The sequence below is a fragment of the Desmospora activa DSM 45169 genome, assembly GCF_003046315.1.
In the GTDB taxonomy this organism is placed as follows: Bacteria; Bacillota; Bacilli; order Thermoactinomycetales; family DSM-45169; genus Desmospora; species Desmospora activa.
Genome location: NZ_PZZP01000002.1, coordinates 127096 through 149186, shown reverse-complemented (window position 1 = coordinate 149186; position 22091 = coordinate 127096). Strand labels below are relative to the sequence as shown.

The following is a 22091-nucleotide window of genomic DNA, read 5'->3' as shown; positions in this document are numbered from 1 at the left end:
CAGGGATGAAAATATCCCTTACTAGTCATAGTTTCTCGTTACGGGTGCGAGATCGGCTGCGGCTGTAAGGGCGGCCAGCATGCTACGTTCATCTGCGATATTTTTACCTGCAATGTCAAACGCTGTTCCATGGTCAACGGAAGTGCGGATGATGCCGCCTTTAAGACCAACGGTGATATTAACTCCTTCTTCTAAGCCAAGCACTTTGACCGGGGCGTGCCCTTGATCATGGTAACAGGCAACCACGATATCAAAATCCCCCCGTGCTGCACGGAAGAATAGTGTATCAGCCGGAAGAGGGCCGGTAACATCGATTCCTTCCAATTGGGCTTTCTTGATCCCGGGTATCAGTTGTTTTTCTTCTTCTCCCTCTCCAAATAATCCGTTTTCGCCTGCATGAGGATTAATTCCACATACCCCGATGCGCGCTCGGCGATATCCAGCTGCCTGCAAGGTTTCATGAGCAAGTTTGATCACCGTGTACGTTCGTTCGGGTGTAATCGATTCGATTGCTTTTTTTAATCCGACGTGCGTAGTGAGATGAATCACCTTCAGTTTTGGTGCAGAGAGCATCATGGAATAATCGACTGTATCCGTAAGCTCGGCAAGAATTTCTGTGTGGCCAGGATAGAGATAGCCGCCTTTGTGCAGTGCTTCTTTATTGAGCGGGGCAGTACAGATGGCATCAATCTCTCGTTTTTTTGCGAGTTCAACCGCTTTTTTGATATATAGAAAGGCTGCAGCCCCAGCCTGTGGTGAAATTTCGCCGAAAGGGAGGTTAACAGGCAATAAATCAAGATCGATACTATCGATGTTGCCAAATTGGAACTCTGCCTCGCTTACTTGTGTCACCGGTTTAATTGTCATCTTTGTTTGCGTAAGCTCGATCGCTTTTTGCAGTTGTTTGGCATCGCCGATTACAATAGGGCGAATCCGCTCATAAATCGATGCGGTAGCCAGTGACTTTACAATAATTTCAGGACCGATCCCGGCAGCATCCCCCATGGTGATTCCAATAACGGGCTTCATAATGAACCTCCAGTCATTTGTTTACGGTGATATCGATTCCTCATTACCGATCAGTACCTTTAGAGCTTTAACCATCACTTGTGGGCTGCCAAAATTGCCGGCTTTTGTGACCGCTAAGATGTTTCGATCATCGTCAAGTCTTCCTATCGGCACACCGGGTTCGACTTCATCCAACAGTTGAAATTGAGTGGCATGTAATCGATTGAACACCTGGTAAGCAGTATCTCCTCCTGTTAAGAAGAGTCGACGAATGGAGAGTCGATTGATTAGCTTGGCGGCTATTTCCCCCAATGAACTGGAGATAAGATCGCTAATCGCGATTGGTGTGTAGCCCATTTCTTTGCCAAACTTTTGCGTGTTTGCTACATCATCCGATGAATAAAGGGCGACATGGGCTTCGTTTGCGAAAGCATCGGCAGCAACCTGTGTGACTCGTTGTATCTCACGTTCCTTTTCCTGTGCGCCCTGTAAGATAGACTGAGGATTGATCTCTACACTGGTAACCGAGCTCATTTGCCTTAATTCAGCAAGCTGTTCTCGCCCCGATCTACTCACACTTCCGATCACCAGTAAAGCAGGCTGTGCGGGAACAGTGATGCGATGTTTTTGATTACTAGGACTAACACCAAAGCTTGCAGGCAGTTGTTTAAGCAGACCGGATGAACCAGCACAAACAAATGTGTAGGGTGTATGCCGAGCAGCATGAGCAAGAGTTTTTAAATCGCTGTCATCGATCGCATCAACCACGATATAGGAGATACCTTGTTTCTTAAAAGAAGAGAGCTTCATGGCGATAATGCCCTTACGCAGCTCTTCAATGGATATATGCCCGACATTTCGCTTTGACTGGCTCTTGATCAAGTTCCGTATGTCAGACTCATGCACCGGGGTTTTGGGATCTTGGCCAAACTCTGTTTCACTTAGTCGCTGGTTATTGACATAGTGAATGCCACCCACCACTCGTCGCCCATTTTCCGGATAGGAGGGGGCGATCAGTACAAAATCAGGATGGAAAACATCATGGATTGCATTGATTTCCTGTCCGATATTGCCACGCATGGTAGAATCGATTTTCTTATAGATAACATCAAACGACCCTGCCTTTACCCATTCGGCAGTAGCTTTTACTCTTTGGTAGGCATCCGCTTCTGATACAGAGCGGCTATCGGTATTAAAGATAACAGCCTGTCGTTTTTCTAACCCGTCTTTGCGGGCCTCTAACATGACGGTTGCTTCATAGCCATATGGAATCAACTGTCCGCCGCAATCGTTTGCACCTGTGATATCATCTGCGATGACCGCTATTCTCATCAATGTGAACACCCTTACTAAGCAAGAAGCTTGCGATAAATGGATTCAATTTCTTTGAGGTTTAATGTTTTGGGATTATTATCCAATAGACGTTTCACTTTGGACGCCGAAACAGCCAGCGCAGACAAATCCTCTTCTTGTACGCCATACTTCTTGAGATTTTGGGGGATATTTAAGGTTTCCGTCCACTGTACAATTTGTGCAACCACTTGTTTCGCCGCTTCCTCTGGGGTGAGACCACTTACCGTTAATCCCATTGGTTCAGCTACGAGTGAGAGTCGCTCTGTAATGGCTTCCATGTTGACTTCCATTACATGTGGTAACAGCATTGAGTTTGCTTCACCATGTGGAATTCCGTACTTGCCGCCGAGTGGGTAAGCAAGTGCGTGGACGGCTGCTGTGCCTGCCGCTGTTAAGGCCATTCCACCATACATGGATCCTAGGAGCATCTTTTCTCTAGCTGCTATATCCGCTCCATTTTGATAAGCATCCACAATACTGGATGAAATGAGGCGAATCGATTCCAAAGCGAACATATCGCTCATGGGGTTGGCTTTGTTTGAGATGAATGATTCTAACGAATGGGTAAAAGCATCCATCCCTGTAGCCGCTGTAATCGGTTTAGGAAGCCCTAAGGTTAAGACTGGATCAAGAATGACCAGTTTGGGCAACAGAAAGCGACTTACGATCCCGACCTTTAGTTCTTCATCAGGGATCGTCACAATCGCATTTGGCGTCACTTCGGAGCCGGTTCCAGATGTAGTTGGGATGAGGACTGTCGGAATGCCGCTCGATTCGACTAAATCGGTTCCCAACATATCTCGGATCGACTGGGAATTAGTTTTTAAGACAGATAAAATTTTGGTGGCGTCAAGTACACTCCCCCCACCGATTCCGATGAGTACATCATACTTTTCGTTGCAAATATCCTGAAATACGCGCTCGATATTACTCACAGTCGGTTCAGGTAAAATGTCAGTGACCACATCAACCTTGATACCTCGCGCTTGAAGTTGATTTTTGATTGTATCAATAAAGTCCAATTCAAGACAAAAAGGCTGCGTAACTACTAATGCCGATTCAATATCACGGTTCACGGTATAAAGATGTTCCCCTAAGGATTGCAAGGAGTTTTCACCTGAAATGATTTGATTAACGGTTTGAAATCGGTATACACTCACGCTGCTACACCTCGCTATGTATGACTGATGGTTTGAAAACTAACCCTGAAGCTTGTTATAGTACGCAACCATGTCCTTTACTTTTTCTAATGATTCCCCTGATAATTCTGAAACGGGTAGGCGTGGTGGACCTACTGCTAACCCTGTTAGTTCTACGGCTTTTTTGATAACAGAAGGAAGCGTACCGTAGGAAAAGGTATCTCGAAGGGGTTGCAAGCTTTTTTGTGCTTGGGTCGCTTCTTCGATATTTCCTTTGAGCCAGTGATCATAAATGGCGACCACGTTCTCCGGAATCATGTTAGCCGTTGCGGCAATGGCTCCCTTACCACCTGCGAGCAAGGCTTTTAAAATGAGCGAATCGGTACCGGCATAAACGGAAAAATTTTCGTGCTTTGTTCGATGAATATATTGTTCGATGTTTGCAAAGTTTCCGCTACTGTCTTTTATGCCGATAATATTCGGGATACGGGCTAATTTCGCTGCTGTCTCTGGTTCGAGGTTGATCCCTGTTCGGGCAGGAATATTGTAAAGAATAATAGGTAGAGAGGTGTTTTCCGCTATTGTTGCAAAATGAGTGTACACTTCTGCTTGAGAAGCTGGAATAAAATATGGGGTAATAATGGACAGCGCATCAATTTTTAACGCTTCCATTTTCTTGTTTAACGCTATGACTTCGGCTGTACTGCCACCTCCAGTACCAACAATGACGGGCACCTTACCGGCAACCTCATCCATTACGCAAGCTGCGATCTGAACTTTTTCTGCGGCGGTAAGCAGATGAAACTCACCATTGGTCCCCAATGCAAATACACCGTGCACACCAGCATCTAGAACACGTCTAGTCAATTGTCGTAAAATGGGTTCGTTAACCGTTTGCTCCCTTGTCATGGGAGTAACAAGTGCAGGAATAATTCCTTTAATGTGCAACGATCAACCCTCCTCGGGGAATATTGTTTCATTTTTAGACAATAACCCTCTCTTCATACCGCTTTCATTTTATATTATAAATTCTGTTGTTCATTATAGCAACACGAAAGGGTCATTTTAACTTTTTTGCCCCGAACAGAAGCAAAGTATCTACGGATCGCATCAGCGAGAAGTAGTAGCGGGTCTGTTCCGACTCATGTACAAAATTGTACATGTTACTCGCTTAGGGATTCAGATGACTTACGATCTTTGATCGAGTGTATGAGAAACCCGTATACACGCTAAAGTGTCTGCACTCTTGGTGGCAAGAAACCCCCGCCTCTTCGTGTTAGCGTAGGCGGGGGAGGTTCATTTTGCGCCATAGAGTCGTTCGATTGATCCCTAATCGCTTCGCTGTTCTTGTTTGATTACGTCCTTCCTCTTCCCAAACCTGTTTAATGATGCGCCGTTCAATCTCTTCTAACGTTCCGTTTAAGCTTAAGGATCCTTGAAATGTCGCGCTTCTTTTTGTTTTTAAGATGGCCTCCACATCTTCAACCGCAATATAAGGGTCTTCTGATATCAGTACAATTTCTTCAATAACCTGCTTCAATTGATTGATATTTCCGCTCCAGCGGAAGTTTTCAAGCGCTTCTTTAGCCTCCTGACGCAGTCCGACACATTGTTTACCGAACTTCTGATTATATTTACTGATAAATAAAAGAGTTAGATTCTCAATATCCTCTTTTCGTTCATTTAAAGAAGGAAGATGGATCGTCAAACGGGCCATTTTATAATATAACTCCTCTAAAAAAACACCTTGGGCTAATAACGTTTGGTATGGCTCACGTGATGTTGCAATAAACCGACAACCTACTTCTTTTGTACCTAAGAGACGGAGCAACCTCTTCTGTATGGAGAGGGTGAGCGCATCGATGTTTTTAAGAAGAACCGATCCCATTTCATGGTGAAGAAGGGTTGCATCAGGGTGCTCGATGTTAAGTAATTGAAGCCACTGCTCCTCTTGCACAATCTCACAATCGATTCGAAGTAAAGGATAGGGTTCTCTTTTGCTACTGGAATGGATAAAATGAGCCAGCTTTTCTTTGCCTGTTCCCACTTCGCCTTCAATCCATATGGGTTCATCTCGATCACGATAGATCTCGGCAAGATGTAGAGCGTGCTTCATTTTGGTGTGATGAGACGCCATATTGCTGTGGTTTGAAGAAGGGAGAAGTGTTGTTCCGGTAAGTGCATTCTCATTCGTTACATCGATTACACGAAAGACGATGAAATCCTTTTGCATGGGAAAAGCGGTTACTTTCCAAACTTCCTCTGCACGTTGAACGAATGTTTTAAACGTTTCCTGCTTAAATGCTGTTTGAAGAGCACTCTCTAAATCAATCACCTTAGCAAACAAATCCAAGTATTTTTCTTTAAAATCGCGATTGGTAAAAACGACTTGGCCAGAGCGGTTATAAACCACGATTCCTGCTTGGTAATGATCGAGAATTTGGCGTGCCATGGCATAGTTTTGCTTAAGAGCGGAATACAAGTGATGCGTTTTTTTTGCCTGTTGAAAGGCTTTATGCACACTCTCTTTTCCAGCAGTAATTAAAATCGCATTAAAACCAAGGTTTGCCGCTTTTTTTACCGTAATGACGTCACCGATAAACATGTCGTATCCTTTTTTGTGTAGTTCAAGCAGCGTCGGCTCCACTTCATGTTCATTTTTTACCGTGTATGTGGACAGTTCGATATTTGCGATCTCACAAATCGTCGCTGCTCCCTCGGAAATCGGAGGGAAGCCTACAATGGCCGTTTTCCCAGTGTACTCCTTCACAAGAGTGAGCACCCGTAAGAGGTCATAGCCGGAAACTTCTATATCAATGACTGGAATAGAGACAACTTTTTGGATTAATTCTGCCGTTCCCCCACGACTGATAATGATATCGGTTCCATTATTCACGGCCTGTTTTGCTAAGTGAACTCCTTCTTCCAAATCCCCATACTCAACCTGCAAATCAAATGGTTCATCTTCTCCAAGTTGTAGCAACAATTCTTTCAGGCCTTCATATGGAGCAATTGCCATGACTTTCATCTTTTCCACCTTCTCTGTTGCAATAATAAACACAGTGATACTATAACAAAAAATGAGATCCCTTTACATTAAAAGGGCCGTTTAACATGATTAAAATAAAAGTGCTATTCTCTTGTTTGCTAATATAAATAAAAAAAACCCAATTATCAGGGCGATTATTTATTGCCAATTCGCTATATTTTTTATAAAATACACGTAAATAAAAATATTACAGTCAAATAATAGGAGAGTTTTCCACCATACTGCTCAACTACTAGCAAAGGGAAGGGGAAAGCCGAATGAAACATCGACTGAAAAAGGTGTTGATGGTTTTGGTTGCCGTGTGGATGGTGGTTCCGTTGTTCGTTCCCGCAGCAGCGGCAGATGGGACACAGCATTCTTTGAACCGCTATTTTCAGGAGGCGGCAACGGAATACGAGGTTCCGGTAGAGGTGCTGATGGCTGTAGGGTATGCGGAATCGCGCTGGAACGATCACCAGGGTAAACCGAGCCAATCCAACGGCTATGGAATTATGCATTTGGTGGACAACCCTGAGCAGCAGACGTTGCAAGCGGCAAGCCGTTTGACCGGTATCTCTGAAAATGAACTTAAAATCGACATCAAGCAAAACATTCGTGGTGCAGCAGCGGTTCTCGCCGATATCGCCAAGGAACAAAACGACGGTCAGCTTCCGCAAGAATTGGGCCAATGGTATACGGTAGTGGCGGAATACGCAGGCTATAAAAACGATTATGTAACGAAGATCTATGCTGACGAAGTGTTTCGATTGATTGAAGAAGGAGTACAAAGGAAAGTCGACGGAGAAACGTTGGTGATCCATCCGACGACGGTGCACCCGGAAAAAGGGGCGTATCAGGATGTAGAGATACCGATAATCGGAGGAAAGGCAGACGCTCCCTTTGTTCGTTGGGCTCCTGCCCACAGCAGTAACTTTACTGAAGCGAATCGGGAAGCGGACGGGAACAATATTGACACCGTTGTGATACATACTACCCAGGGTTCCTACAGCGGCGCGATCAGCTGGTTTCAAAACCCCAGTGCCAATGTGAGCGCACATTATGTGATCCGTTCCAGCGACGGTGAAATCACACAATCGGTCAGTACCAAAAACATCGCTTGGCATGCGGGTAACTGGTCATATAACGTGCGCAGCATTGGGATTGAGCATGAAGGGTATGTGGATCAACCGGGATGGTACACCGATGCGATGTATCGGGCCTCAGCCAATTTGACGCGCTATTTGTGCGACACCTTCGCGATTCCGCGGAATCGTGATCGTATCATCGGGCATAATGAGGTGCCGGGTGCCACCCACACCGACCCGGGTCCGCTGTGGGATTGGAATCGCTATATGACATTAGTCAATCAATAAATGAAGGAAGCCCTCTGTTTAAAAAGGGATGGTGATTAATACTCACCATCCCTTTTCGGTGATCGATTATTGTTCTACCGCATTTTTGATCACGTAATCTGGCACATCGATTTCATCTTCCTCACCCTCGATGGTAATTGTTGTCGACTCATCGATTTGCATAAAGTTCTCTTCATCGTCGGTCTTGGTCCATTTGTAGAACAATTGTTGCTCAATTTTTTTCGGTTCATTAAAAAACAACTACCAGCGTAATACTGGCAGTTGTTTTGGGTTTTATTTGTTATGCGACCTTAAATTCATCAATCCAGTCGTCTTGGTTTTGTAGCTCCAGGCTTTTTTCCTTCACCTGCATGAGTTGCACATACTCCTGATAGTTGTAGATGCCGTGATGATGAAGGGGCTTTTTAATTTGAGAATGAATTCGCTTTGGGCCCATTCCCATTAACTTTAGCATTGTTTTGATCATATTGATCAACCCCTTTTGCCGGCTAATTTAAAGGATTTTTCCTTCCCGACCGGCCCTTTCATTATTGATATACCCCTTGTATACATCGTTGAAACACAATGAATCAATGTTTTCAAAAAAAAGTGACGTCAAGTTCCGAAGAATTTTCCATTACCATTGACATCGAAAATATTTCCGAATAAAATGCTAAGTTGTTCTTCTATTTTTGACATTTACGAAAAAAAGATTGGGAAGTGAAGCGATTGTTGAAAAAGCGTTTATTGCTGGTTTTTAGCTCTCTGGCATTGTTGACAGCATGTGGTGGCTTTGAGGGCGAGTGGGAGGCGACCAAAAAGGATGAGAGCGGCTGTGCTGATGGCTTCATTTTTTCCGGTGATAATACGGTGACTGTACAGGGTGGAAGTGAAGCATTCGGTAGTGTTGCACAGTGGAAAGATATTGGGGATGATAAATATCGATTGGATTTTGGGTTTGCTTATCAAGTTTTAAATATTGAACGGGATAAAAACAGACTAAAAGTACAAGCAGTAGGTGAGTCAAAGGTATGTACTTATAAGAAGGCTGATTGAGTGGATTTGATTTTACCCGATTGCCATAGTTGAAGGACTGTGGTAGTCGGGTATTGTTATGATTAATAGAACCGGAGCTGGCTTCACCACTGTACAGGCCTGCAGGGATAAACGCAGCAGTGGCTAAGGCTATTATCATTGTTTCCGTTTGAAATATCGCTATAATCGTGTATAGAAATGTACTTGGAAATGAGGGTTTAAATGATTGTAGTGCAGAAAAATTTTGGGATTTTAATTCTCCTGATTCTTGGAATTTGTGTCGGTGGTTCTAACTATTTGTGGTATGAGGTGCTCGGCTTTCCTTATGATCAATCCTATGCATCTAATCTATATGTGTTATTGGGCTTTTTCCTCGCTGCTATCATAACTTTTTTTCTAGGAAAATTCCTAAATAAAAAAGTCCATATTCGCACAAGGGATGGGCAACGGGAATTCCATTCGTTGTTTTTTATTAGGATGGAATATTGGGGGGCTATTTTGCCCATTTTGGGGATTGTTCTGTATTTGCTACTAGTCATTTGATTATTACTTGCTTTCATTCCAAATAATATCCGGTTGCCGAAGTCAAATTCTGCGGCTGTTTGGTATAGTAGTGATGGAACGGTTTATGCTGTTAATCAGGAGGAATTGCGATGTTTAAGAAGTGGTTTAAAAAAAGCGCTAATGAACAGGTGATAAAAGCACCGTTACGCGGTCGGGTGGTTGCCTTGAGTGAAGTGCCAGATCCAGTTTTTGCCGAAAAAATGATGGGGGACGGCGTAGCGATCCAGCCTGAGGAGGGAACATTGTATTCTCCGGTGGAGGGGGAAGTTGTACAGCTCTTTCCCACTCACCACGCCATCGGGTTGCAGACGGCGGATGGGCTGGAGTTGTTACTGCACATCGGGTTAGAGACGGTCTCTATGGAAGGAGAAGGCTTTTCCGCCCATGTAAAAGTAGGGGACAAGGTGAAAAACGGTGATCCGCTCATCGATTTTTCACTCGACTTGGTGAAGGAGAAGGCCAAAAGTACGATTACGCCCATTGTTATCACCAATATGGACAAAGTGGACAAGCTGGAACCTCATTACAGTGATGCGGTACAAACGGGAGATACCATTTTGACGGTTTCTGTGAAGGAGTAGACGGTTTGTTTCAACATAAATCAAACCCTCCATCCGCTTTAAATAGATGGAGGGTTTGTATGTTAAGAACGGGTTGGCGCTTGTGCAAATAAACGATGGGCGCCGTGGTAGACAGGTCCAACAAATTGATTGAGGGCAAAGCCGTGCCGGATCGCCGCTGTGATAAAGGATTTGGCGCGTTTGACCGCTTCCTCTACGGGCCAACCTTTGGCCAATTCGGCGGTGATAGCAGCGGAATAGGTACAGCCTGCACCATGGATGTGGGGAGTATCCAAACGCTCGGATTCCAGGATTTCAAAATTGCTGCCGTCATAGAGAACATCGACGACGGTATCCCCACCCAGTTTTCCGCCTCCTTTGACCAATACATAAGCAGGTCCCAACTGATGGATGGCGATGGCGGCTTCTTTTAATGCTTCTACAGTTGTAATTGTTCCCAGCCCGCTCAATACTCCCGCTTCAAACAGATTGGGAGTGACGACGGTTGCTTTGGGTACCAATATTTCTTTTAAACTTTCCGCTGTCTCCGGATGCATCAGTTCATCGGTTCCTTTGCAAACCATAACCGGATCGACAACGAAAGGCCCAGTCTCATAGCGATCGACCCAATCTGCCACTCGTTCGATCAATTCGACGGAACCCAGCATGCCGGTTTTGGTGGCATCGACGCTTGTCCCTTGTAACACGGTTTTCAGTTGGGCTTCCACGGTGTCCAGGTTTAGCGGATCACTGTGATGAGCCCAGCCGTTGTCGGGGTCCATCGTGACAACAGTAGTAATGGCGCTCATGCCATAGACGCCATGCTCCTGGAATGTTTTTAAATCGGCTTGAATCCCGGCTCCGCCGCTGGTGTCTGAACCGGCGATGGTCAATGCTTTGCGGATCGACATAGGTGCTCCTCCTTTTTGTTACAGGGCGATACTTAGTCTGTTTCGCCTGTGATGCGCAGTAGGGATGGTGTTTGGTATTATTTTAAAGAGGGTGAACTGTAACAGTCAATTACGCACTGTAACACATAGGAGGAAGAGGATGAACATCAAGCTGAACCGGGGTTCCACTATACCGCTTGCACGTCAGATCGAAGAGGGGATCGCCGATCGGATATTATCCGGTCACTTTGATCCAGGAGCACAACTGCCCACGGTGCGGGAGTTGTCCCGTGTGCTGCAGGTGAGCCCTGTGACGGTAACCCATGCCTTAAAATTGCTGGAGGAGCGGCGCCTGGTAAACCGGGTCAAAGGAAAAGGGGTGTTTGTCGCCGCCGATGTGGTGGGAACGAGTTGGCAGCAACGCAAATCGGAAGAGAACAATTCTCCGCCGATTCCCGATTATGTTCATCGGTCGCAACACTTTCATTTTAATCGGACTGCGGCGGCGATTAACCTTTCCCTGTCGACAGTTCATCCCCACTTGTTGCCGACGCAGGCCTTGGCGGACAGCGTCACCCGCATGATTGCAGCGGATCCGGAGGTGCTGGCACAATTTGGGGAGATCCAAGGGGATACGGAGTTGCGCAATTACTTGGCGCAGTATATGGAACGGGAACGACTCCAAGTTTCGCCGGAACAGATTCTGATCACCAATGGGTCACAGCAGGGAATCGATCTGGTAGCCCGTTGTTTTTTGGGACCGGGTGATATCGTGGTGACAGAGGAGCCGACGTATTCCGCTGCCATTGATGTGTTTAAAAGTCGTGGTGCCACCGTATGGTCTGTTCCCGTCGATCAAGAAGGCATGCGGGTGGAGCGTCTTCTTCCACTGCTGGACAGCGGAGGCTCGCCGAAGTTGATTTATACTGTCCCCACCTTTCACAATCCAACGGGAACCGTGATGAGCGAGCGGCGGCGACGCGAGCTGATCGAATTGGCCAATCAGTTAAACTGCCTCGTGTTGGAGGATGATCCTTGGAGTGAGGTTTATTTTCATGAACCACCACCACCGCCTTTGCAAGCGTTGGATCGACGGGGAAGCGTCATCTATGTCAAAGGGTTGGGCAAAATGCTGGCTCCCAGTTGCCGGGTCGGATATTTGATCGCCTCAGGCCGAGTGCGGGAGCGGCTGTTGGCGGCAAAGGCCAACGCCGATTTGGGCAATCCGCTTCTCAATCAAAAAGTGGTGTTGGCGCTGTTTCAATCACAAGTCTTTTCTCGTTATTTAAACCGCTTGCGGAAAGATTTGGCCCAAAAGCGGGATCTTGCCGTGCGCTTGCTGGAAGAGTATGCTCCCACAGGAGTGACATGGAACGTTCCCCGAGGCGGACTCAATCTCTGGCTCAGCCTACCCGCTGGAGCGAATGCGCTTTTATTGTTGGAGCGGGCAGAAAAAGAGAGCCTCCATTTTTTGCCGGGAAGTGCCTGTTATCCCGGTGATGTGGAGTGGAACCATTTGCGTATCAGTTTTTCCTGTGTCACCGATGAGGAACTGGAACAGGGAATTCGTTTGTTGGGGCGATTAATGCAGGAGTATCTCACGCTTCCGTCGGGGCAAAAGGGGACAACGCCTTATTTTTGAAAATTGGCCTCGCCGTTGAATGGAAGGAGTCGCGACTGACGAGACTTTTGCTGTCGAGTGGGTGACTACCCTTGAGGTTTGTTAGCAGCCTCGCACTTGTAAGGAGGGGAAATGAGAAATTGCAACACCCCCGCCAACGGAATAGGTCGGCGGGGGTGTTGCAGTAGTTGAAGAAGGATTTCGTTTATCGCATTATTTTAAGCCGCGGGGGGTGACTTTGTTTTCGATCAAGCGCAGGAGAGTATCGAACAAAATGGCTAACAGCGCCGCCGGAATGGCTCCGGCCAGCACTAAGTTATTATCGTACATACTCATACCGCGAATGATTAGCTCACCCAGTCCGCCGGCACCGATAAAGGCAGCCAGTGCCGCCAGGCCGATGGTAAAAACGGAGGAGGTGCGAATTCCTGCCATAATGACGGGTAGGGAGAGGGGCAGCTCCACCATAAACAGGATTTGGCGGGAGGTCATGCCCATCCCTCGTCCGGCATCGACTACCGCTTTATCTACCCCGATAATGCCCGTATAAGTATTGCGTAGGATCGGCAACAACGCGTAAAGCGTAAAAGCGATGATCGCCGGCAAGGTGCCGATGCCGAAGATCGGTACCATAAACGCCAGCAGTGCCAAGCCGGGAACGGTCTGGATAACGGCGGTTACTCCGATGATCGGTTCGGCGATCCGGCGGAAGCGCGTCAGCAAGATGCCGACGGGAACGGCGATCAGAATGGCGATGGCGATCGCCAGTAGAGACATAGTTAAATGCTCCCCCATATGGGTGAGGATTTCGTCCTTCCGATCAATCATGGTTTCCAGCAAATTCATCAGTTTCCTCCTCTAATTTCCGCTGGGGTTCCATTGTGCTAAGCTTCTCATCAGGCTGTCGCGAGTGACGACACCGATGAGAAATCCATCCCGGAGGACAGGGATGGCTCGGATACGGTGATTCTGCTCAAATAATTGCGCCGCATCCTGCAACGGATCAGTCTCTGCTATAGCGGGAATGTCGGTCTCCATGATATCAGCCGCAGTTTTCCCCTCTGCCGCATCATCAGCCAAGGCGGAGAAATCAATCTGACCGGCGAGAGTACCATCGTTGTCGGTTACAAACAGCGTATCTACCTGTTTTTCTCTCATGGTGTGAACAGTCTCACTCAACCCATCCGATTTTTTAACAGTAGTGATCGCTGTGATCATCAGATCGGCCGCCTGGGGAAAGGCAACGTCTAGACGATTCTCACCGATAAAATCGCGCACAAAATCATCAGCGGGATGGTGTAAAATCTGTTTCGGTGTATCCACCTGCACCAGCTTCCCTTCCCGCATAATGGCGATACGTTGGGAGATCTTAATCGCTTCATCCATATCATGGGTGACAAATACAATCGTTTTTTGGATCTCTTCCTGCAGGCGGACGATATCATCTTGAAGTTGTTCCCGACTAATTGGATCTAAGGCGCTAAACGGTTCATCCATAAGGATGATATCCGGTTCCGCCGCCAAGGCACGAATCACACCGACACGCTGCTGTTGTCCGCCGGAGAGCTCCGCCGGATATCGCTTTTTAAAAGTGGCGGGATCAAGGCCGACCAGCTGCAACAACTCATCCACCCGCTGTTGGTATTGTTGTGATTTCCAGCCTTTTAACCGCGGCACCAGCGAGATATTCTGCTCAACCGTCATATGGGGAAACAGTCCGATCTGTTGAATCACATACCCGATGCTCCGCCTTAGTTCCACCGCATCGAGGCGGGAGATGTCTTCGCCACGGATAGTGATGGTGCCGGCGGTGGGTTCGATCAAGCGATTAATCATACGCATGGTCGTTGTTTTTCCACAACCGCTGGGACCAATCAACGTTAAGAGTTCCCCTTCCCGAACCTCCAGGGTGAGATCCTGGATTGCAACCGTGCCATCGTTGTACGTTTTTTCGATGTTGTTAAATTGAATCATATATCCATTCTCCATAAGCATTTTAGATGGAGGAGAGGAATTTTTGAGCCTGCGTGCTCTTGCTGTTTACGAAGAAGCAAGGAGCTGTTCGCTCCAGCCGTCGAGGTTGCCCCTCACGGGACACCTGATTATAGGGGATATCGCTAATAGGTTGCCCCTCACGGGACACCTGATTATAGAGGATATCGCTAAGAGGTTGAGCGCGGGCAAACTCGCTATCGCTCAAACATATAGCAGTGCGAGACTTGGGAACGGAGTGACTATAGCGAGACTTGTGTGTAAAGCACCGTTTTTCCCCGCCCTCGACGGCTACCGCTAAGTGGAACAGGAAGGGCACTTTGCTTTCAAAAATCCCCTCCATCATTCAGTGATAACCGGAATAACATTTACAGCAACCCTTTTTTCTCCAGGAATTCCCTCGCGACATCTTGGGGCTTTTTATTTTTTTGGTTTACTTCAGCGTTCATTGCCATCATTTCCTCGGTACTGATGTTTCCGGCGAGTTCGTTGATCGTCTCTTCCAGTCCGGGGTTGGCGTCCAGTACTTCCTTACGGATGACAGGAGCGGCGTCATAGGGTGGGAAATACTTTTTGTCGTCTTCCAAGGGTTGAAGATTAAATTGCTCGATGCGAGGGTCAGTGGAGAAAGCTACAATCAGATCCACCTCACCATTTTTAACCGCGGTATACATCACATCTTCATCCAGGGAGACCGTTTTGCCGAATTCATAACCGTATTGTTTGGTATAGCCCTTGTACCCGTCTTCCCGTTCATAAAAAGTTCCGGGAGCACCGATACTCATTTGCTCCGCTTTTCCTTTGAGGTCGCTTAAGGTTTTTAGGTTTTTCTTTTTTGCGGTGTCCGCAGTGACGGCTAAGGCATGGTTATTGGCAAATCCAATCGGCTCCAACCATTGGAAATTAAACTCTTTTAGATAACCTTTTTTCGTTTGCTCGTATATCTCTGCCGGGTCGGTATCGGGGATATACTGTTGTTTTAAGAAGACGAGGTATCCTGTACCGCTATACTCCACATACATATCCACATCGCCTTTTTTCATCGCTTCCGTCAAGACGGTTTCCGATCCCAACCCTTCCTTCACTTCCACATCCAGATCAGTGTGCGCTTTTAAATACTCGCCGTAGATGTGAGCCAGGATCCATTGTTCTGTCCAATCTTTTCCGGAGACGACGATTTTACCTTCGGCGGAGTCACCGGCCCCGGCACAACCGACTGCCACGGCGACCGTCAGTATCAGTAACAGGAATCCGATCGATAATTTCTTCACCAAAAAACCTCCACAATCATTTTTTGACATGATAGGAATCAAAACCGTTTTCCCTGCTTAAACGGTTGCTAAACCCCTTATATTTCCTCTGAGTTATTTTAGTAGTGAAAAGGGGCTTCTTGTCGACGTATTCTGCCCAGTATACCGATCTCTAAGCATGAAGTCGAAAAAGTAACCCCATTAGGGTAGGGTTACGGTTGGGGACTGCGGAGACGACTCCGCTGGGTTGTCGGTCAAAGAGAGACTAAGGAACGAAGTGACTGAAGCGAGACTTGTGCTTTCGTGCAAAGCGAGACTGAGGAACTGAAGTGACTGAAGCAAGACTTGTGCTTTAGTGTAAAAGGCGCTACACCGGAAATCACTCCCCTCCTCCCATTACCAGGGTTTATGAGCAGTCTCACTTCATGACATCGCTTGGGCTTTTTCATTGACAAAATAGATGAATTCCTCTATAGTTAATAAACAATTGAGCGCATTTGGTACAAAATTGTATAGTAATCTCTTATCAAGAGAGGTGGAGGGACTGGCCCGATGAAGCCCGGCAACCTGCCGTTTCCATTAACGGTGTGGTGCCAATTCCTGCGGAGATCTTCTCTGGCAGATGAGAGACGTGAACTTATTCACCCAACCTTTCATCATGAGAAGATGAGAGGTTTTTTCGTATTTACTGAGACGATTTATTTACTGAGACGATTTACTTCATTTTGCCGAGGGGCTGATGTTATGACTGCAACTTTGAAACGACCTTCTATCCAACAACGTCTCACCGAAAAGATTTTGATCCTGGATGGGGCGATGGGGACACGCTTACAGGATGCCGATCTACAGCCGCAAGATTTTGGCGGTGAGGAGTATGACGGTTGCAATGAGATGCTCAATCTCACGCGGCCGGATGTGATTCGTCGTATCCACTTGGAGTACCTAGAAGCGGGCGCCGATATGATTGAAACCAACACCTTTGGTGCGACCCGGATTGTGTTGGCAGAATATGAATTACAGGAGCGCGCCTATGAGATCAATGTGGCCGCTGCCCGCTGTGCAGTGGAAGCGGTTGAGCAATTCGGTCATCAAGGTGGTCCTCGCTATGTGGCCGGAGCGTTAGGTCCGACCACCAAAACGCTGTCCGTCACCGGAGGTACCACTTTTGAGGAGCTGATCGACTCTTATGAGGAGCAAGCCCGCGGATTGGTGGACGGTGGAGTAGATGCGTTGCTGCTGGAAACCTCCCAGGATACCCTCAATGTGAAAGCGGCGGGGATCGGGATTGAACGAGCATTTGAAAAGACAGGCCAGCGTCTACCTCTGTTGATTTCCGGTACGATTGAACCGATGGGCACAATGTTGGCAGGGCAAAACGTAGAGGCGTTCTATCTGTCGATCCAACATCTAAAGCCGCTGACGGTGGGGCTCAACTGTGCCACTGGACCGGAGTTTATGCGGGATCACCTGCGCACCTTGGCGGGGATGGCGCACTGTGGTGTCAGTTGTTATCCCAATGCAGGATTGCCCGATGAAGATGGGCACTATCATGAGACACCACAGGCATTGGCGCAAAAATTGACCGCTTTTGCCGATCAAGGTTGGCTCAATATGGCAGGAGGTTGTTGCGGCACGACGCCGGAACATATTCGAGCTTTGGCGGAGGCGTTGCGACATAAAAAACCCCGTGCGGAAAACCGGGAACCGTTGACAGCGGTATCCGGGATTGAGCCTTTGTTTCTGGAAGCGGACAATCGCCCGGTGATGGTGGGGGAGCGTACCAATGTGATCGGTTCGCGCAAGTTTCGCGATTTGATCCAAGAGGGCCAATATGAAGAAGCGTCGGAAATCGCCCGTCGACAGGTGAAGCGAGGAGCACAGATTATCGATGTCTGCTTAGCGGACCCGGATCGGGATGAACAGGAGGATATGGCCCGCTTTCTCTCCTTTGTCGTCAATAAGGTGAAAGTGCCGCTGATGATTGATTCCACCGATCCCGAAGTGATTGAGGCGGCCTTAAAATTTTCCCAGGGAAAAGCGGTAATCAACTCCATCAATTTGGAAGACGGGGAGGAGCGCTTTGCGGAAGTGGTTCCCCTACTTCACCGCTATGGCGCTGCTGTGGTGGTAGGAACGATCGATGAAGAGGGAATGGCGGTAACAGCGGATAAAAAGCTGGCCATTGCCCGTCGCTCCTATGAGTTGCTGGTTGACCGCTATGGCGTTCCAGCGGAGGATATTATCTTTGATCCGTTGGTGTTTCCAGTGGGAACCGGGGATCAGGCGTACATCGGTTCCGCGAAGGAGACGGTGGAAGGGATTCGCCGGATCAAAGAAGTGCTTCCCGCTTGCCAAATTATCTTGGGCGTCTCCAATGTCTCTTTTGGTTTACCGCCAGCGGGACGGGAAGTGCTTAACGCCGTTTATTTGTATCACTGTACCCGGGCCGGATTGGATTACGCCATTGTTAATACAGAGAAATTGGAGCGCTATGCCTCCATCTCGGAGGAAGAGCGGCGCTTAGCGGAAACCTTTCTGTTTCAAACCGATGGGGACAACTATGATCAGGTTTTGCAGGAGTTTACCCGTTTTTATCGCGGCAAAAAGAGCGCCGTCGCCGAACCGGTTTCCAACCTCCCGCTGGAGGAACGGCTATCGCGCTATGTGGTGGAGGGAAGCAAGGACGGTCTAATCCCTGATCTGGAGGAGGCGTTGGCCAAGTACGACGATCCGCTGGATATTATCAACGGTCCTTTGATGGCGGGGATGGATGAAGTGGGGCGGCTCTTTAACGATAATCAGTTGATTGTGGCGGAAGTGTTGCAGAGCGCGGAAGTGATGAAGGCATCGGTCGCCCATCTGGAGCCCCATATGGAAAAAGCGGATACTGAGAGCCGAGGCAAGGTGCTCCTAGCCACGGTGAAGGGGGATGTCCATGATATCGGTAAAAATCTAGTGGAGATCATCCTGGCCAACAATGGCTATGAAGTGATTAATTTGGGAATCAAGGTGCCGCCGGAACAACTGATTGAAGCATGTCGCCGCGAGCGGCCCGATGTGGTGGGCTTGTCCGGGCTATTGGTGAAGTCGGCACAGCAAATGGTTCTAACCGCCCAGGATATGAAAGAAGCCAAAATCGATACACCGATTTTGGTAGGGGGAGCAGCTTTGACACGCAAATTTACGGATAATCGAATCGCTCCCCAATACGAGGGGCCGGTTTTGTACGCCAAGGATGCCATGAACGGATTGGACCTGGCCAATCGGCTACAGAACGCAGACAAGCGCGCGCTTTTGGTGGAAGAGTTGAAGAAAAGTCGGGAAGCCGCACTGCGGAAGGAAGAGGAGAGAGCAGCCCAGAAAAAAGCGGCACCATCCCCGGCGGTGAAGCGTTCATCCGTCAACCGGGAAGCGCCGGTGTATCAGCCGCCGGATTTTCGCCTCCATGTTTTGAAACAGTATCCCGTCAGCCATTTGCTCCCTTATGTGAATCAACAGATGCTGCTGGGTAAACATCTGGGCGTTAAGGGGAATGTGGCCACCCTGTTGGAGCAGAGGGATGAGCGTACACACGAGTTGAAGGAAGAGATGGATCGGATGGTGGCGGAGCTGGTGCAAACGGATCGCATCCGCGCAGATGGGATGTACCGCTTTTTCCCGGCGCAGTCAAAGGGAGATACCATATTTGTATATGATCCGGAACATCCGGGTGAAAAAGTATTGGAAACCTTCACTTTCCCACGCCAGAGTAAGCCGCCTCATCTCTGTTTGGCCGATTTTCTACGTCCAGTGGAATCGGGAGTGATGGATACTGTCGGTTTTCTTACCGTGACAGCAGGTGCCGGAATTCGGGAGCTGGCAGAAGCTTGGAAGGAAAAAGGGGATTATCTGCGCTCCCATATGGTGCAGGCCTTTGCTTTGGAGTCGGCAGAAGCTTTCGCTGAACGAATTCATCATGTAATGCGGGATGTGTGGGGCTTTCCCGATCCGGCGGAGATGACGATGCGGGAGCGCTTTTCTGCGCGCTATCAAGGAGTGCGGGTCTCCTTTGGTTATCCGGCCTGCCCTGATTTGGAAGATCAAGCGAAACTGTTTCGGTTATTGCAACCGGAGAAAGCAATCGGGGTGCGCTTAACCGATGGCTTTATGATGGAACCGGAAGCATCGGTGTCGGCGATGGTCTTTTCTCACCCGGAAGGCCGGTACTTTAATGCGGATTGAGAGAAAGGAGGAGAAATCGTTGCGACCAGATTTAAAAGAGGCGTTGTCCCATCGTCTGTGGGTAGGGGATGGTGCGATGTCCACTTACCTATATCAACAGGGGATTCCCGTCGGTGTATGCCCAGAGGAGCTCACTTTGACGCAGCCAGAGTGGATTATAGATGTTCATCGGCGCTATCGTGAGGCGGGAGCGGCTCTCATTCAAACCAACACTTACGGGGCCAACCGGGATCGGCTTGCCCGTTACGGTATCGAGAGTAAAACCACCCGCATCAATCGGGAAGCGGCTGCACTGGCCCGACGAGGAGCGGGTGATGAGGCATATGTGTTGGGTTCTATCGGCTCGATTCTGGCCGGTAGGGTGCTTCACTATTCCGAAGCTGATTATCGCGATATGTACGAAGAACAAGCGACGGCCCTCTTATATGCCGGCGTGGATGGACTGATCCTGGAAACCTTTATCGATTTAAAAGAACTGGTGCTAGCCCTGGAAACGATTCGCCCTTTAACCGATGTCCCCGTGCTTTGCAACCTGGCGATGGTGGAAGTGGGGCGCACCCGTGACGGCCATCTCTTAAGCGATGCTTTTCAGGTGTTGCAGCAAAAAGGGGCAGATGCCGTCGGTCTCAACTGTCGCCTCGGTCCCTTGGAAATCGAACGGGCGTTGAAGCAGACACAAGTACCCGAGGGTATAGCGCTGGCCGCTTATCCCAATGCAGGCCGCCTCGGTCTTTACGACGGCGAGTATCAATATAAATCGACGCCGCAATATTTTGGCGAACGCGCCCTCTCCTTACGGGAGCAAGGAGTACAAATTATCGGCGGATGTTGTGGGACGACACCAGAGCATATCAAAGCGATCAATGCTGCGATTGCGGGGTTGGCGCCACTCCCCCGCATCAATCCAGCCCCATCCACACAAACAGGAACACAGGAACGGATTCATATCCAGCCCCGCACCCGTCCCAGTGTGGTCGACCAGGTGAAAGAGGAGACGACGGTTATTATTGAATATGACTCTCCAAAAGACTTGGACATCAGCCAATACCTGCGCGGTGCGGAAGAGCTTACCCATGCAGGAGCCGATGCGATCACCTTGGCGGACAATTCCATGGCCACCACCCGGATGAGCAATATGGCTTTGGGTGCCATTATGAAAGAGCGGACCGGGGCAGAGCCGTTGGTTCATATCACCTGTCGCGATCGCAACCTGATCGGACAGCAGTCTCATCTGATGGGTCTCCATGCCCTAGGGATCGATCAGATTTTGGTGGTTACCGGTGATCCCACTCGGATCGGGGACTTGCCTGGCTCCAGTTCCATCTATGATGTGACCTCTTTTGATTTGATCCGCATGGTGAAACAACTAAACGAGGGTATTTCCTTCTCCGGCCGACCGTTAAAACAGAAAGCCCGCTTTGTGGTGGGTACCGCCTTTAATCCCAATGTAGCCAAGATCGAGGCGGCGGTGCGGCGCTTACACAAGAAAGTGGAAGCCGGTGCCGATTTTGTCATGACCCAACCGGTCTATGATGTAGAATCGCTGCATCGAGTGAAAGAAGCGACTAAAGATATCCCGATTCCCATCTTTATCGGCATTATGCCCTTAACGGGCCATCGCAATGCGCTCTTTCTCCATCATGAACTTCCAGGGGTGAAAATTCCGGACCCGGTGATGCAGCGGATGGAAGGAAAGAGCGGGGCGGAAGGAAGAGAAGAAGGGGTAGCAATTGCACAAGCGTTGTTGGATGAGGCGGTGAAACTATTTCAAGGGATTTATTTGATTACACCATTCCATTATTGGGAGATGACAGCGGCGTTAACGCGATATATTCGGCTACGTACCCAGCAAAATGTGGTGTCCGGCAGCTGAGAGTATGAAAACGAAACCAGCTCACACGATGTTTTTGGCTGTGGGCTGGTTTTGTTCGTCATTCACTTTTACGTTTATCGGTAGGTTTTCAGCAGCGAGTTTTGTAAAATTGGAGCAGGATCGCCTAAGTGAAATTCCATAAAACCCCATCATTTGAAGAGGAGGCGACGAGGTTGTCTGTCTATGATTGGTTGACACCAGATAT

The 22091-nt window shown here is 48.4% G+C and carries 18 protein-coding genes and 1 riboswitch; of the genes, 7 read left to right on the top strand and 11 right to left on the bottom strand.

Features of this window, described 5'->3' with window-relative positions; all coding sequences use genetic code 11:
• Positions 1-21: 21 nt before the first annotated feature.
• The 5 genes from pdxA to C8J48_RS14000 all read right to left on the bottom strand — a co-directional run bounded on the left by pdxA (position 22) and on the right by C8J48_RS14000 (position 6528).
• Complete coding sequence (gene pdxA, locus C8J48_RS14020) at positions 22-1029, bottom strand: 4-hydroxythreonine-4-phosphate dehydrogenase PdxA (protein ID WP_107727884.1); 1008 nt, start codon at positions 1027-1029, stop codon at positions 22-24.
• A gap of 21 nt (positions 1030-1050) precedes the next feature.
• Entirely contained in the window at positions 1051-2340 is a 1290-nt protein-coding gene (locus C8J48_RS14015; RefSeq protein WP_107727883.1) for a four-carbon acid sugar kinase family protein, read from the bottom strand.
• A 17-nt stretch (positions 2341-2357) separates the two neighbouring features.
• Complete coding sequence (locus C8J48_RS14010; protein WP_107727882.1) at positions 2358-3521, bottom strand: iron-containing alcohol dehydrogenase; 1164 nt, start codon at positions 3519-3521, stop codon at positions 2358-2360.
• 39 nt (positions 3522-3560) lie between these two features.
• Positions 3561-4448: a 4-hydroxy-tetrahydrodipicolinate synthase gene (dapA, locus tag C8J48_RS14005; protein WP_107727881.1), complete on the bottom strand. Its 888-nt coding sequence runs from the start codon at positions 4446-4448 to the stop codon at positions 3561-3563.
• A 328-nt stretch (positions 4449-4776) separates the two neighbouring features.
• Positions 4777-6528, bottom strand: a complete 1752-nt coding sequence (locus C8J48_RS14000) for a sigma-54-dependent Fis family transcriptional regulator (protein ID WP_107727880.1) — start codon at positions 6526-6528, stop codon at positions 4777-4779.
• Positions 6529-6806: 278 nt separating this feature from the next.
• Between C8J48_RS14000 and C8J48_RS13995 the strand changes: the two genes are divergently transcribed.
• Complete coding sequence (locus C8J48_RS13995) at positions 6807-7901, top strand: N-acetylmuramoyl-L-alanine amidase (protein ID WP_107727879.1); 1095 nt, start codon at positions 6807-6809, stop codon at positions 7899-7901.
• A 66-nt stretch (positions 7902-7967) separates the two neighbouring features.
• On the opposite strand, the gene C8J48_RS18830 is transcribed toward C8J48_RS13995, so the two are convergent.
• Together C8J48_RS18830 and C8J48_RS13990 are read right to left on the bottom strand one after the other, a co-directional pair.
• Positions 7968-8105, bottom strand: coding sequence for a hypothetical protein (locus C8J48_RS18830; RefSeq protein ID WP_170105557.1), 138 nt, complete (start codon positions 8103-8105; stop codon positions 7968-7970).
• A 76-nt stretch (positions 8106-8181) separates the two neighbouring features.
• Complete coding sequence (locus C8J48_RS13990; RefSeq protein WP_107727878.1) at positions 8182-8367, bottom strand: hypothetical protein; 186 nt, start codon at positions 8365-8367, stop codon at positions 8182-8184.
• A gap of 245 nt (positions 8368-8612) precedes the next feature.
• Between C8J48_RS13990 and C8J48_RS13985 the strand changes: the two genes are divergently transcribed.
• From C8J48_RS13985 to C8J48_RS13975, 3 genes are all read left to right on the top strand, one after another.
• Complete coding sequence (locus C8J48_RS13985; protein WP_146160501.1) at positions 8613-8936, top strand: hypothetical protein; 324 nt, start codon at positions 8613-8615, stop codon at positions 8934-8936.
• 201 nt (positions 8937-9137) lie between these two features.
• Complete coding sequence (locus C8J48_RS13980; protein WP_107727876.1) at positions 9138-9458, top strand: hypothetical protein; 321 nt, start codon at positions 9138-9140, stop codon at positions 9456-9458.
• A gap of 110 nt (positions 9459-9568) precedes the next feature.
• Positions 9569-10060, top strand: a complete 492-nt coding sequence (locus tag C8J48_RS13975) for a PTS sugar transporter subunit IIA (protein ID WP_107727875.1) — start codon at positions 9569-9571, stop codon at positions 10058-10060.
• A gap of 62 nt (positions 10061-10122) precedes the next feature.
• On the opposite strand, the gene pdxK is transcribed toward C8J48_RS13975, so the two are convergent.
• Positions 10123-10950: a pyridoxine/pyridoxal/pyridoxamine kinase gene (gene pdxK, locus C8J48_RS13970; protein ID WP_107727874.1), complete on the bottom strand. Its 828-nt coding sequence runs from the start codon at positions 10948-10950 to the stop codon at positions 10123-10125.
• Between the two features lie 139 nt (positions 10951-11089).
• Between pdxK and pdxR the strand changes: the two genes are divergently transcribed.
• Positions 11090-12571 (top strand): MocR-like pyridoxine biosynthesis transcription factor PdxR, encoded by a 1482-nt coding sequence (pdxR, locus tag C8J48_RS13965; RefSeq protein WP_107727873.1) that lies wholly within the window; start codon positions 11090-11092, stop codon positions 12569-12571.
• A 192-nt stretch (positions 12572-12763) separates the two neighbouring features.
• On the opposite strand, the gene C8J48_RS13960 is transcribed toward pdxR, so the two are convergent.
• The 3 genes from C8J48_RS13960 to C8J48_RS13945 all read right to left on the bottom strand — a co-directional run bounded on the left by C8J48_RS13960 (position 12764) and on the right by C8J48_RS13945 (position 15813).
• Positions 12764-13396 carry an ABC transporter permease gene (locus C8J48_RS13960; protein ID WP_107727872.1) on the bottom strand — a complete coding sequence of 211 codons (633 nt, stop codon included), beginning with the start codon at positions 13394-13396 and terminating at the stop codon, positions 12764-12766.
• Between the two features lie 12 nt (positions 13397-13408).
• Positions 13409-14524 (bottom strand): betaine/proline/choline family ABC transporter ATP-binding protein, encoded by a 1116-nt coding sequence (locus C8J48_RS13955; RefSeq protein ID WP_107727871.1) that lies wholly within the window; start codon positions 14522-14524, stop codon positions 13409-13411.
• Between the two features lie 386 nt (positions 14525-14910).
• A complete protein-coding gene (locus C8J48_RS13945) occupies positions 14911-15813 on the bottom strand; it encodes an ABC transporter substrate-binding protein (RefSeq protein ID WP_245891233.1) in 903 nt (300 codons plus the stop codon).
• Positions 15814-16312: 499 nt separating this feature from the next.
• Positions 16313-16421: riboswitch (SAM riboswitch) on the top strand.
• 115 nt (positions 16422-16536) lie between these two features.
• Here C8J48_RS13945 and metH point away from each other — a divergent pair.
• Entirely contained in the window at positions 16537-20013 is a 3477-nt protein-coding gene (metH, locus tag C8J48_RS13940) for a methionine synthase (protein ID WP_107727869.1), read from the top strand.
• Positions 20003-21886, top strand: a complete 1884-nt coding sequence (locus C8J48_RS13935) for a bifunctional homocysteine S-methyltransferase/methylenetetrahydrofolate reductase (protein WP_107727868.1) — start codon at positions 20003-20005, stop codon at positions 21884-21886. The genes metH and C8J48_RS13935 overlap by 11 nt, the downstream gene beginning before the upstream one ends.
• Positions 21887-22091: the final 205 nt, after the last annotated feature.